We start from the raw sequence: 15,294 nt of genomic DNA on the forward strand, positions 1-15,294 counted from the left end.
CCTGCTCAGTGCGCATCGATTGCAGTTCAAGCTCCACCAATTAGCTGGAAAACCTCCAGCTAATTCCCGCCAAATGAGCTTTCCGGCCCAATTAACTGGAAAACCTCCAGTTAATTTCGCTATTATCGCCCTTGAGGAGGCAACATCCGAAATTTAGATGGAGGTTTTCCAGTTATTTATGATGTTCGGCTGAATTCCGGCAAATTAACTGGAGAAAATCCAGTTAATTCATCAGGAAGCAAACCACCTCGGCTTACTTTCCCGCTCTAGCAGCAAGTACTCAATAAGAAGCTTTATACAAAGGAAGCAAGGAGGAAAAAGTTTCCTCTATTTTAGCCGTTAATTGCTCTCCGTCACGCAGGATCGGCTGATCCCGGTCGATCCGCAGACCGCACATGATTTCCGCTTTTTTGACATTCTTTAGTTTCTCGGCCATGGCTTTGAGATTCTGAGCAGTGGCATCGCCATGCAACCGGCCTCCCGGATCCATGTGATCCATGGACCAGTAAAACTCGCCGGGCACGGCTTTTTTGATTTTGGCGGTATGCTTCAGCACGTAATCGGCGAACACCGCTTTATTGGGACTTTCATAAATGACCGCGAAAATAATAAACAGATGGGTCGAAAACATCCCTACCTCAAAATGCGGAAGCGCTTTGTATCCGCGTTTGCTGCCGGCCCAGGCGATCCAGGTGTCGATCGGCGGATTTACTTTGCGGCGGGCATGCTTGGCGACATGAGGGTACATGTCTTCGCCGCACAAAGCGGACAGATAAGGGGATAGCGAGCCGCCCAGCGCTTCAAGCTTGGGTCTGACCCGGCTGATAATTGCCTCCATCCGGGGTTCCAGTCCCGGGACCGTCAAACAATCGAAATCCTGCTCGGAAAAACCGTTAAACGTCATTTTTTTACCTCCATCACGGGCTCATTGCCAACTTGTCTTAGTAACCAAGTATAGCATATTTGTGCTTGCTGGCTCGCGAAGTATCGGTATTCGTCAGGAGAGGCTGCGAAGAAGCGGAATTACCGCCCTTTTGCGTCAGAACCAGCCCGAAACGGGTAAAAATAATCAATAATCCAAGTTCCGTTACATAGTATGAAGTATAAGATATGGTAAGCCGCAAGTGGGAGAGATGTGAAGCCCTAGCCGAAGCGATGCGCTAAGCCCGGTTCGGGTTCGAACAATAAAGGGAGGGAGTGCCATGAATAAAAGCTATGAAGTGGAATACTGCAATCTGGAACTCCGATTCGACCGCCGGCACATACAGCAGTTGATCCGCGATTTGATCCAAGACGGGTATTCTTTATATTGGAGCGAAAACGAATCTGTTTTCATTATTTCCGTACGCACGGGCCGCAAACTGACAAAGCTTCGTTTTCAGCGTCTGGCCAAAGGATACAAGCTGGTAGGCGATTATGTGATCAAGGATGCCAAATTGGCCGAATGGCTTGAGAAGCTGATCGGGGACCTCCGCGGGCACGCCGTGGTCAAACGCTTCAAGGACCGGCAGATCCTGATTGAAAATATCCTGTTTGGCGAAGTAATCCGGCTGGTGGAAATCAACGGGATGGAACACCGGGTAATTTATCAGAAAGGCCCCATACTCGATACGGAAAAAATGGCCGAATTGTACGCCTCCCAGTCGGCGGAGCAGCAGCTTGAAAGTCTTCAGCAGGAGCTCGATCGGGAACTGGAGGAGCTTTATGAGGCGCTGCAGAAGGGCGACAAGGAACTGGCAGAAGCCTGCAAGGAGAAGCTTCGCAAACTCCGTATTAAATTGATCCGGCTTGAATGGTAGGCCTCTGAATAACGCAAACTATGATTTAATTCATTGCACGCCCCCTGATTTATGGGGGGTTGTTTTGCGGATGGAGGGTCAAAGGGGTTCACTTCTGTGCTCAAAAGAGTTAAAATGATACTATTGATAAAAATATAGTTTGCAAAGGATGGAGACCATGTCAAAACAACAGATTGGCGTTATCGGCCTGGCCGTTATGGGCAAAAACCTGGCCCTCAATATCGAAAGCAGGGGCTTTACCGTTTCGGTATTCAACCGTTCCCCGCAAAAAACGCATGACCTGCTGGAGAACGAAGCCAAAGGCAAGAACCTTGTCGGTACGTTCTCGGTTGAGGAGTTTGTGCAATCCTTGGAAACGCCCCGCAAAATTTTGATCATGGTACAAGCCGGTTCTGCTACCGACGCGACCATTGAAAGCCTGCTCCCTTACCTGGATCAAGGCGATATCATCATCGACGGAGGCAACGCCTACTTCCCTGATACGCAGCGCCGCAGCAAAGAACTCGAAGCCAAAGGCTTCCGCTTCATCGGCACCGGAGTATCGGGCGGCGAAGAAGGTGCGCTCAAAGGTCCTGCAATCATGCCGGGCGGACAAGAGAGTGCCTACAAATTGGTTGAGCCTATCTTGACCTCGATTTCCGCTAAAGTAAACGGTGATCCTTGCTGTACATATATCGGACCGGACGGTGCTGGACACTATGTCAAGATGGTCCACAACGGCATCGAATATGGCGATATGCAGTTGATCGGAGAAGCTTACCATTTATTGAAAGACGTGCTTGGCGTAGATGCCAAGGAACTGCATGAAATTTTCACCGAATGGAACAAAGGCGAGCTGGACAGCTATCTGATCGAAATTACCGCCGATATCTTCTCGCAATATGACGAAGAAACCGGCAAACCGATGGTTGACGTCATTCTCGACGCAGCCGGACAAAAAGGCACCGGCAAATGGACAAGCCAAAGCGCTCTCGATCTCGGCGTACCTTTGTCCATGATCACGGAATCGGTGTTCTCCCGTTTCTTGTCCGCGATGAAGGAAGAACGCGTAGCGGCAAGCCAAATTTTGAGCGGCCCTGCAAAGAAATCATTCAGCGGCGACAAAGCCGAATTTATCGAGAACGTACGCAAAGCGCTGTTCGCAAGCAAAATCGTTTCTTATGCCCAGGGCTTCGCGCAAATGCGTTCCGCTTCCGATGAATACGGCTGGGATTTGAAATACGGCAACATCGCGATGATTTTCCGCGGCGGTTGCATAATCCGTTCGCAGTTCCTGCAAAATATTAAAGATGCCTATGACCGAGATCCTGCACTTAAGAACTTGCTGTTGGATTCCTACTTCAAAAATGTCGTGGAAAGCTATCAGGATGCATGGCGCAAAGTCATATCGGCCGCTGTTGAAAATGGAATTCCGGTTCCTGGCTTCTCAAGCGCGCTGTCCTATTATGACAGCTACCGTACGGAGCGTTTGCCTGCCAACCTCCTTCAGGCGCAGCGCGACTACTTCGGCGCCCACACCTTCAAACGCGTGGACAAAGAAGGCGTATTCCATCACCAATGGTTCTAAGAGCCGCATTTGAAATTATGCACTAACAATTGCAATGAGGCGCCACGCCAGCGGAATTTCCGTCTGTCGCGGCGCTTTTTCCTTGCCGGCTATCCGGTGATTCTCGGCCTCGCCCCATATTTTGCATGTGGAAGTGCCAAAGTTACCAGCCTGTGTTATGATATGAAAAAGTTAATTTGCGAACATGGGTTAGAAGCCGAAGTAGGTGAGAATTTGCAAAGCAAAAGGGACATTATCGTACTTATCGGGATGATGGGAACCGGTAAATCGACGGTTGGCGGTTATCTAGCTGCAGAGACGGGGTACAGGCTGCTTGATCTGGATGCTTTGATCGCAGAGAAGGCGGGCTGTTCGATACCGCAGCTGTTTGAAGAAAAAGGCGAGACCTATTTCCGCGATCTGGAGACCGAAGTTCTGTGCGAATCGCTCAAGAAACCGGGTTCCATTCTGGCGACCGGAGGCGGAGCCGTGCTTAGGGATTATAATTGCCGGGAGATGCTGGATTGCGGCTGGGTCGTTGCGCTTGCCGCTTCGGCCGATGAAATCGTATCCCGAGTCGGTGAGGATAAGGGCAGGCCGCTGCTTGCCGGCGGAGCCAAGGAAAGAATTACGGCGCTGCTGGAAGAACGGAAGGATGCTTATGATTTCGCGCATGTAACCGTTGATACATCCGGCAAAAGCGCTGAAGAAGTGTCTGCTGAGATTTTAATGCATTACCGCGGTTAATCAACAATTATACAAAAGGGGAGTATACATATGGATATGATCGTCAGGCCCACAGCGGAACTAAAGGGTGAAATCGGAGCGCTGTCCTCCAAAAACTATACGACCCGCTATCTGCTGGTCGCCGCTTTAGCGGAAGGAACCAGCACTATATACTATCCGGCGCACAGCGAGGACAGCGACGCGATGCGCCGCTGCATCCGGGATCTCGGCGCCGTACTGGAGGAGGATGACGAGAAGATCGTCATCACCGGCTTCGGCAATCATCCGCGTGATGTAAAAGAACTCGACGTAGGCAATGCGGGGGCGGTGCTGCGTTTCTTGATGGCGATCGCCGCACTTAGTCCGAAAGTGACTTTTGTGAACACGTATCCGGAGTCTCTCGGCAAACGTCCGCACAGCGACCTGATCGAGGCGCTGGAAAGTATGGGCGTGCAAATCGAACATCAGGACGGCCGGTTGCCGATCACGATCAGCGGCGGTAAGCCGAAAGGCGGCAAAATCAAGGTATCGGGCGAGGTCAGCTCCCAGTATCTAAGCGCATTATTATTCCTGACACCGCTGCTGGAAGAAGACAGCGAAATTGAAGTGCTGGGCGATCTGAAGTCCAAAGTGGTCATCGGACAAACGCTGGAAGTGCTTGAGCAGGCGGGGATCACGATTGAGGCGGCCAGCGATTATATGAGCTTCCGGGTTCCGGGGCGTCAAGCCTACCAGGCAAAGAACTACACGGTTCAGGGGGATTACCCCGGTTCTGCAGCCATATTGGCCGCAGCGGCCGTTACGAAATCCGACGTCAAGGTTCACCGTTTGATGGAACGGAGCAAACAGGGAGAACGCGCCATCGTCGATGTGCTGCAGATGATGGACGTTCCGCTTAGCCATGAAGGCGGCACCGTTCATGTGCTCGGCAACGGGCGGCTGCGTCCGGTGGAATTCGACGGCGACGCCGCGACCGATGCGGTGCTGGCTATGGTGGCGGCGGCCGTGTTTGCCGACGGGACCTCGAGATTTTATAACGTGGAAAATCTGCGGTATAAGGAATGCGACCGTATTACGGACTACCTGAATGAGTTGAAAAAGGCCGGCGCCCAGGTAGAAGAACGGCAATCGGAGATTATTGTCCACGGTCGTCCTTCCGGACTTGAGGGCGGGGCAACCATTAATGCGCATTTCGATCACCGGGTGATCATGGCGCTTACGGTCGTCGGGTTGCGCTGCAGAGAACCGCTGCTGATCAAGGACGCGCATCATGTGGCCAAATCGTACCCGCAATATTTCGATCACTTGTCAGCGCTTGGTGCTTCGGTCGAGTGGGTAAAATAAAAGTAAAGAAAGGTGTGATCTTATATGGCATTTCAAAATCCAAGCCGCGAAGAAATCAAAGAGATTTTGCTGAAAGCCGGCAATATTGCTGTCGTGGGTTTGTCCGATAAAACCGACCGCACCTCATACATGGTGTCTCAGGCGCTTCAAAATAACGGCTACCGGATTATCCCCGTGAACCCGTCCGTCAGCGGTGAAATTCTAGGCGAGAAGGTGTACGGCTCCCTGAAGGACATCCCCGAGCCGGTGGATATCGTCAATGTGTTTCGCCGCAGCGAATATACGCCGGAGGTGGCTCGAGAGGCGGTGGAAATCGGCGCCCGGGTGCTCTGGCTGCAGCTTGGTATCATAAGCGACGAAGCTTACGAGATCGCCTCCCAAGGCGGACTGACGGTCATTATGGACCGCTGCATCAAAGTGGAAGACAGTATTCTGATCGGCAAGCGATAATATTTTTAAGAAGCAGACCCGGCTCCGGATGTATTGGTGCTGGGTTTTTATTTTTGGCGCAACTACGGTTCAATGCGGTCATAAGCATGAATTTATCATGAGGTTCTTCCGAATTCCTTTGACAAATTTGCAAAGCTGGGCTTACCATAAAGTATTAGAGAGAGGGTATCCTATATTTACAAAAGTAGGACATTAGGGGGTCGAAACATGATACAGGGGATCGGCGCAGCTGCCGGCGTAGCGATCGGCAAAGCGTTTGTGCTGCCCGCCTGGGAATGGGATGTCCAGGATCGGCGGATGGAGAAAGTGGACCTCGCGAAGGAATTCGAGAGATTGTACGAGGGGATCCGCACGTCCAAAACCGAGATCGAATTCATGAAGAATGAAATCAAGGAGACGGTTGGCGTGGCCGAGTCAAGTATTTTTGACGCGCATCTCGCCATTTTGGAAGACCCTGTGTTTATGAGTGAAATCCAGGGAATTATCGAACGTCAGTATAAGGCGGCCGAGGTAGCCGTCAAAGAAGCGATCGACCACTTCGTGACCATGTTTGATCTGCTGGATGATGAATATATGAAAGAGCGCGCGCTCGATATCAAAGATGTGGGCAACCGGCTTTTGAAGCATTTGCTTGGGACTCCGGAAATTACGCTGCCTGCAGATACGCAACCGTACATTTTGGTGGCGAAGGAACTGTCGCCTTCCCAACTGGTTCATTTGAACCCGGAGAATGTACTTGGCATGGTTACCATGGCTGGAGGAAAAACTTCTCACTCCGCCATTATGGCTCGGGCTATCGGTATTCCGCTCGTATCCGGCTTGGAGAACAAGCTCGACGAGCAGCTTCAGACCGGAGATCTGCTCGTTATCGACGGGGACGAGGGCGTGGTCTATCTTGAACCAACGCAGGATGTCGTTGACAGGTATACCGAGATAGCGGAGAAACAGCGACGCAGAAAGGAACAGTTGCAGTTGCTCGCTTCCGTTGAGGCCGTCACTAAAGACGGTTACAAGCTGCGGCTGGCCGGCAATATCAGCTCGGTCAAGGATCTGGAACAGGCGATAAAATTCGGTGCGAAAGGGGTAGGCTTGTTCCGTACGGAGTTCCTGTACATGGACCGGCCTACTTTTCCGACCGAAGAGGAGCAATACGAGGTATACCGTCAGGTGGCGGAAAAAGCGGGAGGCCATCCGGTCGTGATTCGGACGCTGGATATCGGCGGTGATAAGCAGTTGGAGTATTTTTCTCTGCCTGAGGAAGAGAATCCGGTGCTCGGTTATCGGGGCATTCGTATCAGCCTGGATAGCAAGGAATTGTTCAAAACCCAGCTTACCGCCTTATTGCGGGCGAGTGCGCATGGCCACGTAAAAATCCTGTTCCCGATGATTTCATCCCTGATGGAATTCCGGGGGGCCAAAGCGGTGCTGGAGGAAGCGAAGCTGGATTTGACCGCCCGCGGCCTCCCGTTTCGTTCCGATATCGAGGCGGGTATCATGATCGAAGTGCCGGCCGCTGCGGCGATTGCCGATCTGCTGGCAAGGGAAGCCGACTTTTTCAGCATCGGCACCAACGATCTTGTCCAGTATATTCTCGCGGTAGACCGGATGAACGAGAAAATCGCGCATATGTATCATCCTTACCATCCTGCGGTGCTTCGCTTGCTGCGTCAGACCGTTTCGGCGGCCAAGGAAGCCGGAATTCCGGTCAGCGTGTGCGGGGAATTGGCGGGTGATGAGAAGGCGCTTCCGATTTGGCTTCACCTGGGGGTAGACAACCTTAGTATGTCACCGCAAGCACTGCTTCGCGTAAAACACCGCATCTTGAACAGCACGCTCAAAGAGGGGCAGGCGGAAGGCAAACATTGCTACCAGTTGTCCACGAGCGAAGAGATCGAAGCGAAACTGGCGGGTTTCTTGGGGAAAGATCCGGTGCTGGGGCGGTAAACCAGCAAGTAAAGTTTTAAAGAAGCCGAGGAGACGACCTCTCCTCGGCTTTTCATCTGCTTAAGATCTATTTATTGGCGGCTGCTATCAATGCATCGACGATTGCCTTGCCGTATTCCGGCAAATCGGGTGGACGTCTCGCCGAAATAATATGTCCGTCGACGACAACGGGCTCGTCTTTCCAAATCGCTCCCGCATTCTCCATATCGTCACGGATTCCCGGTGTTGAAGTAACCGTAACTCCTTTCAGGATTCCAGCCGAGATCAACACCCAGCCGGCATGGCAGATCTGTCCGACCGGTTTTTTTGCCTGATGAAGCTCGCGGACAATGTCCAGCACTTTACTGTATCGGCGCAGCTTGTCGGGAGCCCAGCCTCCGGGAACGAGAATCCCGTCATAGTCGCTGGCACGGATTTCCTCGAACGCTAACTCGGCCTCGGCCGGGACGCCGTATTTGCCGATGTATTTTTTGCCTTTCTCCGAACCGACCAATTGCACCAGGGCGCCTTCCTCACGAACCCGATAGATCGGGTACCAGAGCTCCAAATCCTCGAATTCCTCGTCCACCAGGGCGATTACTTTTTTTCCAGTTAGTCTCAAAATCGTCTCCTCCTGTCTTTTCTTGCTATTGACGAAAATCGTTTTCGATATTTTAATTGTATCAAAAATAGTACTTTCATTCAGGTCATAAAATGATGAGGATTAATGAGGTGATTCTGTGCGCAAGCACTGCCGTTGCGGACAAAAAATGAACCTCGGTTTTAGGCTGGTTATTTTCGAAAATAAGTTCCAGGTTGACCGGGTTCCGATTCTTGAATGTGATGAATGCGATTATTATGAGGTGCTTCCTTTTGTTAAAGCGGATGTGATCGACTTGTTGGAGCAGTTGAAGCAGCAGGGAGAAAACGTGCGGGTATTTTTTACGGATATGAACGAATTGGCGGATGTTCTATACGACATGATCCAGCAAAAAGAGAAGAGTGACTCGTCATCTTTTGAAGCGGTCCTTGAGCAGAAATGCAATGAACGGATCAATTTGCTGCTTGATCTGTACGGATGCGCTCAAAAAATGAACGATTCCTCATGGATGAACGTGATCGCGGTACGGCTGGCGGTTTTGTCGAAGTATGTAAGTAATCGTCAGTCCCTTAGCGCGAAATAGATACAATTTTACATGAATTTGTCGTAATAAGTTGTTTTTAGCTTTCTCTTTTTGGTAAGATAAGAATAGAAAATTGAAAATCATTTTCTGAAAGGGGATGGATGCAGGATGTCCGGTTTGAATAGAATAGTCTCTAAAGAGGATCTTCACAACGCTTTGCAGCATACGGCGGAACAGTCGCTTTTGTTGTTCAAGCACAGCACAAGTTGCCCGATTAGCGCCAGAGCTCACCGGGAATTAGAGGAGTATTTGAATGCTACTCCGAATGAGAAGATTACATATGGGCTGATCTATGTGATTGAAGACCGTGACATATCGAATGAGGCGGCCGATGTGCTGGGCGTCAAACACGAATCCCCGCAGGCTTTGCTGGTCAAGGACGGTCAGGCGGTATGGCATACCTCCCATTCCAGGATAACTGCTGATGCGTTAAGAGGAATTCTTGTATAATTGAAGCGTTATCATTGCACAAAGTAGTAATTTGTCGTAAGATAAATCTAATTGAAGCACAGGACTTTCGTGATGAATGATTGAAAATCTATTGGCAATGGAGAGAAGAATGTGACGGTTACCATTTACGATGTGGCACGTGAAGCGGGCGTCTCGATGGCAACGGTTTCCCGGGTTGTGAACAACAATCCCAACGTGAAGCCGCAAACCCGGAAGAAAGTATATGAAGCGATTGAACGTTTGGGATATCGTCCAAATGCAGTGGCAAGAGGACTTGCCAGCAAGAAGACGACCACGGTCGGAGTGGTGATCCCGGATATTTCAAACTCGATTTTTGCGGAGATTGCAAGAGGTATTGAAGACATCGCCAACATGTACCACTACAATATTATTTTATGTAATGCCGACAAGAAGAAGGAAAAGGAAATCCGTGTCATCAACACACTGCTTGAAAAGCAGGTGGACGGGCTGTTGTTCATGGGCGGAACGGTGACGGAAGAGCATGTTCAGGCATTTCAGACGTCGGCAGTGCCGATTGTTTTGTGTGCTACGAGCGATGAGAACGGCATGATTCCATCCGTGGATATTGATCATGAAGCTGCGGCATTTGATGCGGTTAGTACGCTGGTTCGCCACGGGCACCGGCATATCGCTATGATCAGCGGCACGCTGCAGGATCCGGCGAATGGATACGCCCGTTTCCAAGGGTATAAACGCGCTTTAGAAACAGCAGGCATCCCGTACGATGAAGATCTTGTTCGCATTGGGAATTACCGTTACGAATCCGGCGTTGAAGCGATGAAGTATTTCCTGGGACTGAAGAAACGGCCTAGCGCCATTTTTGCGGCTACGGATGAGATGGCGATCGGCGCGATCCACAGCATCCAGGACGAAGGCCTGAAAGTGCCTGACGACTTCTCTATCATCAGTGTCGATAATATCCGCATGGCTTCTATGGTACGTCCGCAACTGACTACGGTTGCGCAGCCGATGTACGATCTTGGCGCCGTAGCGATGCGGCTCCTGACCAAGCTGATGAAGAAGGAAACGGTGGAGAATCCTCGGGTGATCCTGCCGCATGAAACGATTTTGCGGTTGTCCGTCAGCCATATTTAAGGCTGGTTAAGTTTATAAAGAGATAAAAAAGACAAATATATGAAAAAGGTTATAACGGAAAAAGCTCCTAAACTTAGGGGCTTTTTTTAGGATTCAGCTACTTATTTGCCAGAGTTAAAGGAGTAATTCATTATGACGACTACAATCGGAATCATCGGAGCGATGGATGAAGAAATATCATTGCTGTTGCAAGGGATGGTGGAACAAGAGCAGCCGGAAGTGCATGCAGGGGTTTCTTTTGTAAAAGGCCGGTTTCATGGCAAGAACGTCGTCGTGTGCAAGTCCGGGGTAGGAAAAGTTAATGCGGCGATTACGACGCAAGTTTTAATCGATTGTTTTGGCGCGGGAGTGATTTGGTTTACGGGCGTGGCGGGAGCGCTTGATCCTGCGCTCAATATCGGGGATATCGTCATATCGTCTTCCTGCCAGCAGCACGATATGGATTGTTCCCCGCTCGGGTATCGACGGGGGATAACTCCGTTTCAGGAGGTATCGGATTTTCCGGCCGATCCACGATACATCAAGCTGGCGGAAGATGCATGTTCCCGCGTATGCAAGCAACATAATTATTTGATTGGGAGGGTGCTGTCGGGCGATCAGTTCGTCGCCGATTCGGAGGTTGTGCGGTTTTTGTACGAAGTCATGGACGGGGCTTGCGTGGAAATGGAAGGGGCCGCAATCGGGCAGGTGTGCCACACTAATTCGGTGCCGTATGTCATATTGCGTTCGATGTCCGACAAGGCGGACGGAACGGCGAACGTGAACTTCGCCGAATTTACCGTTGCCGCCTCCAAACGCTCTTTCGAGATCGTGGAAGATATGATTCAACATGTAGATTTTTAAATCGACTTCTAAATCAACAGTCCCACTCATAGGTCATACTTCAGGGTAATCCTGCAGCGCAACCGCGAGATTCTCGCGGTTTTTTGTCGTGATCTCATCCCGGCGCGGAATCCCCTCCCATCGGGACAGATCGTCCAGCCACTCCGTCGGCAGCGGCAGTTGGGTCTGTCCCTGCCATCTCTCGATCCAGGACGCGGGAAGGCTCATTAGCGAAGCATCCCTTAGGTCCAGAGCCTGTTTTAAGGGGTGGTGGCTCATCTCCAGCCAAAGCAGGCTCCAGGCGCGCGGGACCACCCGCCACATGTCGTAGCCTCCGCCTCCGACGGCAACCCATCGTCCTTCGCAATAGTTGTGAGCGAGCTTGTGCAGAAGGGCCGGCATTTTGTTGTAAATGTCCATGCTGCAATGCATATGGCTAAGTGGATCCAGGGCATGGGCATCGCAGCCGTGCAGGCTGACGATAAGGTCGGGCTTAAAGTAATCGGTTAAGCGTTGAATGGACTCTTCAAAACATTCCATCCAGGAGTCATCCTCGGTGTATGGCTGAAGGGGGATATTCATGCACGCCCCGTAACCTTGATGTTCGCCCCTCTCATTGACGTTACCGGTGCCGGGAAATAAATATTTGCCGGTCTCGTGAATGGAGTAAGTGCATACCTCCGGGTCGGAATAAAAGCTCCATTGCACCCCGTCGCCGTGATGCACGTCGGTATCCACATAGAGCACCCGGGCGCCGTAGTTTTGTCTGGCGTAGGCAATCGCGACCGCGGCGTCATTGTAGACGCAGAAACCGGCCGCTTTGGCGGACAGGGCGTGATGCAGGCCCCCGCCAAGGTGAAGGGCATGGGTCGCCCGCCCTGACATTACAGTTTCGACGGCCGTGATAGTACCACCGGCCACATAGGATGCCGCCTCATGCATTCCGGCAAAATAGGGCGTATCCTCATCCATCAGGCCATACTGATCTGCACGGCCGATCCATTCGGGATCCGGCATGGCTTGGCTTAAAGCTTTTACGGCCTCCACGTAACCGGGCTGATGGATCCTCAGCAGTTCTTCTTCACTTGCCGGACGAGAAAATATCATTTGGGAGGGGGCAATGGCCCCGATGTCTGACAAGAGGTCCAGCGTGAGCTGAAGCCGGATCGGATGGAATGGATGATGATCATGGAACCGGTAATTCATCGTTTTATCGTGATGGACAAATAAAGCGCTTCCAGACATGGCGTCACGCGTCCTTCCTCTAGGGTCATTGATTAATACATGAAGCGCTGCTGGAAACGGATTCTGTCAAACTGTTCCTCGGATTCGAGTGGAACCTCCTTGCCGATTCGGACCATCAGACAGTTGGCGGGATGGGAGCAAATTTCCGGATCGTCCGTAGCGTACCAGACCATATCGACGGTTTGCATCAGCCGCTCCATCATTTTCCGGTAATCCCAAACCGTCAGGCCGCTGCTTTTAAGATCCCAATGCCAATAGTATTCGGTAGTGAAGACGATGTACTTTTCCATCTGACCATCTTCAAACGCCGTACGAATCAAGCGGGAGCCGATTTTGAGCGAGCGGTAATCGTTGGCTACCTCAATGGCCCCCAATTCAATCAAATCTTGCATGCTTCCCTGAGACCAGCGCTCCATTTCATCGGGATAGTGGAATGTCACGTAGCCGATTATTACTTCATTTACCCGGGCTAAAATAATTCGCCCCTCCGGAAGGCCGGCGATCTCGATCAAAGCCGTAAGCTGATCTTTCGGACGGCGGAAAGCGTCCAGTTCCGGATGCATCCGAAGGCTGCGAAGATGAGATGGCGTCACGGGACCTTCCAAAACAATTTCGCTGTCATCATGGGGCAGGGTATGGCGGATATACGTTTTACGGTGTTCCATAATTGCCGCCTCCTTTGCTCGTTCCACTCTCTTATAACAGAAAAATGAAAAATTGAAAAGTATAGCCGCTATGTATGACGTATGTTATAATGTTTCCGACATAAAATTTTCACAATTTTCACTTGACATCGTGATTATTGTTGCATACTTTTTTGTTCGAGCTATTGCGTTCTTTAAACGGATGCTGTCCCACTAAGTAATGTCCCAATGATCCTTTCAACCCCAATATCTTTGTATCCGTTTTCATGATGTTGATCTATTATACCAAACTGTTGTGCAGATCAAGGGAGGATGGAACGATGAGTCAATTGCAAGGAGAAATTATTTCTGTGGGTGCCCCTTCTTCCAACTTGGGGGACTACGTGGAGACGTACGATAATTTTAGCTGGGAGGACGTAGAAAAGCAGTTTTCCTGGTATGAAACCGGAAAGGTCAACCTTGCATATGAAGCGATCGACCGTCATGTTGACGCTGGAAAAGGCGATCAGATTGCGCTGCGGTTTAATGATCCCACCCGCGATGAAACTTATACTTTTGGAGATCTTCAGGCCAAATCGAACCAATTTGCCAATGTCTTGCGCAGCAGGGGGATCTCTAAAGGTGATCGCGTATTTGTGTTTATGCCGCGAAGTCCGGAATTATACGTCAGTATTTTGGCTATCATCAAAGTCGGAGCCGTGGTGGGACCGTTGTTTGAAGCGTTTATGGAGACGGCGGTTAAAGACCGTCTGGAAGACAGCGGAGCGGTTGCACTCGTAACCACGACGGCTTTATTGCCGAGAGTGAAGCGGAAGGAGCTGCCGCTGCTTCAACATCTTTTTCTCGTGGGAAAGGACATTGTACCAGAGAAGGGCGTCGTTGATTACTATAAAGAGATGGAACTTGCCTCGCCGGAGGCCGAGATTGAATGGGTGAACCGGGAGGACGGATTGATTCTTCACTACACTTCCGGATCCACCGGAAAGCCGAAAGGCGTCTATCATGTTCACAATGCGATGCTGCAGCATTATTATACGGGCAAGGTGGTATTGGATCTCAAAGAAGGCGATGTGTACTGGTGTACGGCAGACCCCGGCTGGGTTACGGGCACTTCTTACGGCATTTTCGCTCCCTGGCTGCACGGCGTCACTAATGTAGTCCGGGGAGGGCGTTTCAGTCCCGGAGACTGGTACGAGACGATTCAAAAAAACAAGGTCAGCGTGTGGTACAGTGCTCCAACCGCTTTCCGGATGTTCATGGGCGCCGGAGAGGACATTGTGAAGCAATATGATCTCTCTACGCTAAGACATATTCTTTCGGTCGGCGAGCCGCTGAATCCGGAAGTCGTCCGCTGGGGATACAAGGTATACGGCCACCGGATTCATGATACGTGGTGGATGACCGAAACGGGAGGACAGCTTATCTGTAACTATCCTTCCATGCCGATTAAACCGGGTTCGATGGGAAAACCTGTGCCTGGCATTCATGCGGCGATTATCGATGACAACGGTAAAGTGCTGCCGCCTCACCGGATGGGCAACCTGGCCATTCGTACGCCGTGGCCATCAATGATGCGGTTAATTTGGAACAACGCTCCCAAGTACGAAGAATACTTCAGAATTCCCGGATGGTATATCTCGGGCGATACCGCCTATATGGACGAAGACGGGTACTTCTGGTTTCAGGGACGAATCGATGACGTCATCAATTCCTCCGGGGAGCGGGTCGGGCCGTTTGAGGTGGAGAGCAAACTTGTGGAACATCCTGCGGTGGCAGAAGCCGGCGTGATCGGCAAACCGGACCCGACGCGTGGAGAGATTATCAAGGCGTTTATTTCACTTCGTGAAGGGTTTGCCCCTTCCGAAGAGCTGAAAGCGGAAATCTCCAGGTTTGTGAAAGAAGGTTTGTCGGCGCATGCAGCTCCAAGAGAAATTGAATTTAAAGATAGACTGCCGAAAACCCGTTCCGGCAAAATCATGCGGCGCGTGTTGAAGGCGTGGGAATTGAACCTCCCGGCAGGCGATTTATCGACGATCGAGGATTAA

At 51.0% G+C, this 15,294-nt stretch carries 15 protein-coding genes; 11 read left to right on the top strand and 4 right to left on the bottom strand.

Annotated elements, in window-relative coordinates; genetic code table 11:
- Window positions 1-280: 280 nt before the first annotated feature.
- Window positions 281-904: a YktB family protein gene (locus DFP94_RS02990; protein WP_114494938.1), complete on the bottom strand. Its 624-nt coding sequence runs from the start codon at window positions 902-904 to the stop codon at window positions 281-283.
- A 298-nt stretch (window positions 905-1,202) separates the two neighbouring features.
- Here DFP94_RS02990 and DFP94_RS02995 point away from each other — a divergent pair, with 298 nt between their 5' ends.
- The 6 genes from DFP94_RS02995 (at window position 1,203) to ptsP (ending at window position 7,809) form a co-directional block, all read left to right on the top strand.
- Window positions 1,203-1,799 (top strand): hypothetical protein, encoded by a 597-nt coding sequence (locus DFP94_RS02995; RefSeq protein ID WP_114494939.1) that lies wholly within the window; start codon window positions 1,203-1,205, stop codon window positions 1,797-1,799.
- 157 nt (window positions 1,800-1,956) lie between these two features.
- Window positions 1,957-3,366, top strand: a complete 1,410-nt coding sequence (gndA, locus tag DFP94_RS03000) for an NADP-dependent phosphogluconate dehydrogenase (RefSeq protein ID WP_114494940.1) — start codon at window positions 1,957-1,959, stop codon at window positions 3,364-3,366.
- A 249-nt stretch (window positions 3,367-3,615) separates the two neighbouring features.
- Window positions 3,616-4,092 (top strand): shikimate kinase, encoded by a 477-nt coding sequence (locus DFP94_RS03005; protein WP_245954575.1) that lies wholly within the window; start codon window positions 3,616-3,618, stop codon window positions 4,090-4,092.
- Between the two features lie 30 nt (window positions 4,093-4,122).
- Complete coding sequence (gene aroA, locus DFP94_RS03010; protein ID WP_114494942.1) at window positions 4,123-5,415, top strand: 3-phosphoshikimate 1-carboxyvinyltransferase; 1,293 nt, start codon at window positions 4,123-4,125, stop codon at window positions 5,413-5,415.
- A gap of 24 nt (window positions 5,416-5,439) precedes the next feature.
- Window positions 5,440-5,865, top strand: a complete 426-nt coding sequence (locus DFP94_RS03015; RefSeq protein WP_114494943.1) for a CoA-binding protein — start codon at window positions 5,440-5,442, stop codon at window positions 5,863-5,865.
- A 207-nt stretch (window positions 5,866-6,072) separates the two neighbouring features.
- Window positions 6,073-7,809, top strand: coding sequence for a phosphoenolpyruvate--protein phosphotransferase (ptsP, locus tag DFP94_RS03020; protein WP_114494944.1), 1,737 nt, complete (start codon window positions 6,073-6,075; stop codon window positions 7,807-7,809).
- Window positions 7,810-7,876: 67 nt separating this feature from the next.
- Here ptsP and DFP94_RS03025 read toward each other — a convergent pair whose 3' ends face one another.
- Window positions 7,877-8,413 carry a type 1 glutamine amidotransferase domain-containing protein gene (locus DFP94_RS03025; protein WP_114494945.1) on the bottom strand — a complete coding sequence of 179 codons (537 nt, stop codon included), beginning with the start codon at window positions 8,411-8,413 and terminating at the stop codon, window positions 7,877-7,879.
- 115 nt (window positions 8,414-8,528) lie between these two features.
- Here DFP94_RS03025 and DFP94_RS03030 point away from each other — a divergent pair, with 115 nt between their 5' ends.
- From DFP94_RS03030 to DFP94_RS03045, 4 genes are all read left to right on the top strand, one after another.
- Window positions 8,529-8,972: a hypothetical protein gene (locus DFP94_RS03030; protein WP_114494946.1), complete on the top strand. Its 444-nt coding sequence runs from the start codon at window positions 8,529-8,531 to the stop codon at window positions 8,970-8,972.
- A 108-nt stretch (window positions 8,973-9,080) separates the two neighbouring features.
- Window positions 9,081-9,422: a bacillithiol system redox-active protein YtxJ gene (gene ytxJ / locus DFP94_RS03035; protein WP_114494947.1), complete on the top strand. Its 342-nt coding sequence runs from the start codon at window positions 9,081-9,083 to the stop codon at window positions 9,420-9,422.
- 111 nt (window positions 9,423-9,533) lie between these two features.
- A complete protein-coding gene (gene ccpA, locus DFP94_RS03040) occupies window positions 9,534-10,538 on the top strand; it encodes a catabolite control protein A (protein WP_114494948.1) in 1,005 nt (334 codons plus the stop codon).
- Window positions 10,539-10,670: 132 nt separating this feature from the next.
- Entirely contained in the window at window positions 10,671-11,381 is a 711-nt protein-coding gene (locus DFP94_RS03045) for a 5'-methylthioadenosine/adenosylhomocysteine nucleosidase (protein ID WP_114494949.1), read from the top strand.
- A 33-nt stretch (window positions 11,382-11,414) separates the two neighbouring features.
- On the opposite strand, the gene DFP94_RS03050 is transcribed toward DFP94_RS03045, so the two are convergent.
- Entirely contained in the window at window positions 11,415-12,605 is a 1,191-nt protein-coding gene (locus DFP94_RS03050) for an acetoin utilization protein AcuC (protein WP_114494950.1), read from the bottom strand.
- 32 nt (window positions 12,606-12,637) lie between these two features.
- Window positions 12,638-13,270 (bottom strand): GNAT family N-acetyltransferase, encoded by a 633-nt coding sequence (locus DFP94_RS03055; protein WP_114494951.1) that lies wholly within the window; start codon window positions 13,268-13,270, stop codon window positions 12,638-12,640.
- Window positions 13,271-13,569: 299 nt separating this feature from the next.
- Here DFP94_RS03055 and acsA point away from each other — a divergent pair, with 299 nt between their 5' ends.
- Window positions 13,570-15,294, top strand: a complete 1,725-nt coding sequence (gene acsA, locus DFP94_RS03060) for an acetate--CoA ligase (RefSeq protein WP_114494952.1) — start codon at window positions 13,570-13,572, stop codon at window positions 15,292-15,294.

The organism is Fontibacillus phaseoli (assembly GCF_003337355.1).
Classification (GTDB): Bacteria; Bacillota; Bacilli; order Paenibacillales; family Paenibacillaceae; genus Fontibacillus; species Fontibacillus phaseoli.

Bases quoted from the DNA above. Each gene is read 5' to 3' on its own strand.
- ptsP (WP_114494944.1), top strand. From the start codon at position 6,073: ATGATACAGGGGATCGGCGCAGCTGCCGGCGTAGCGATCGGCAAAGCG.
- aroA (WP_114494942.1), top strand. From the start codon at position 4,123: ATGGATATGATCGTCAGGCCCACAGCGGAACTAAAGGGTGAAATCGGA.
- DFP94_RS03055 (WP_114494951.1), bottom strand. From the start codon at position 13,270: ATGGAACACCGTAAAACGTATATCCGCCATACCCTGCCCCATGATGAC.
- DFP94_RS03005 (WP_245954575.1), top strand. From the start codon at position 3,616: ATGATGGGAACCGGTAAATCGACGGTTGGCGGTTATCTAGCTGCAGAG.
- DFP94_RS02995 (WP_114494939.1), top strand. From the start codon at position 1,203: ATGAATAAAAGCTATGAAGTGGAATACTGCAATCTGGAACTCCGATTC.
- DFP94_RS03050 (WP_114494950.1), bottom strand. From the start codon at position 12,605: ATGTCTGGAAGCGCTTTATTTGTCCATCACGATAAAACGATGAATTAC.
- acsA (WP_114494952.1), top strand. From the start codon at position 13,570: ATGAGTCAATTGCAAGGAGAAATTATTTCTGTGGGTGCCCCTTCTTCC.
- DFP94_RS03015 (WP_114494943.1), top strand. From the start codon at position 5,440: ATGGCATTTCAAAATCCAAGCCGCGAAGAAATCAAAGAGATTTTGCTG.
- ytxJ (WP_114494947.1), top strand. From the start codon at position 9,081: ATGTCCGGTTTGAATAGAATAGTCTCTAAAGAGGATCTTCACAACGCT.
- gndA (WP_114494940.1), top strand. From the start codon at position 1,957: ATGTCAAAACAACAGATTGGCGTTATCGGCCTGGCCGTTATGGGCAAA.
- DFP94_RS03045 (WP_114494949.1), top strand. From the start codon at position 10,671: ATGACGACTACAATCGGAATCATCGGAGCGATGGATGAAGAAATATCA.
- DFP94_RS02990 (WP_114494938.1), bottom strand. From the start codon at position 904: ATGACGTTTAACGGTTTTTCCGAGCAGGATTTCGATTGTTTGACGGTC.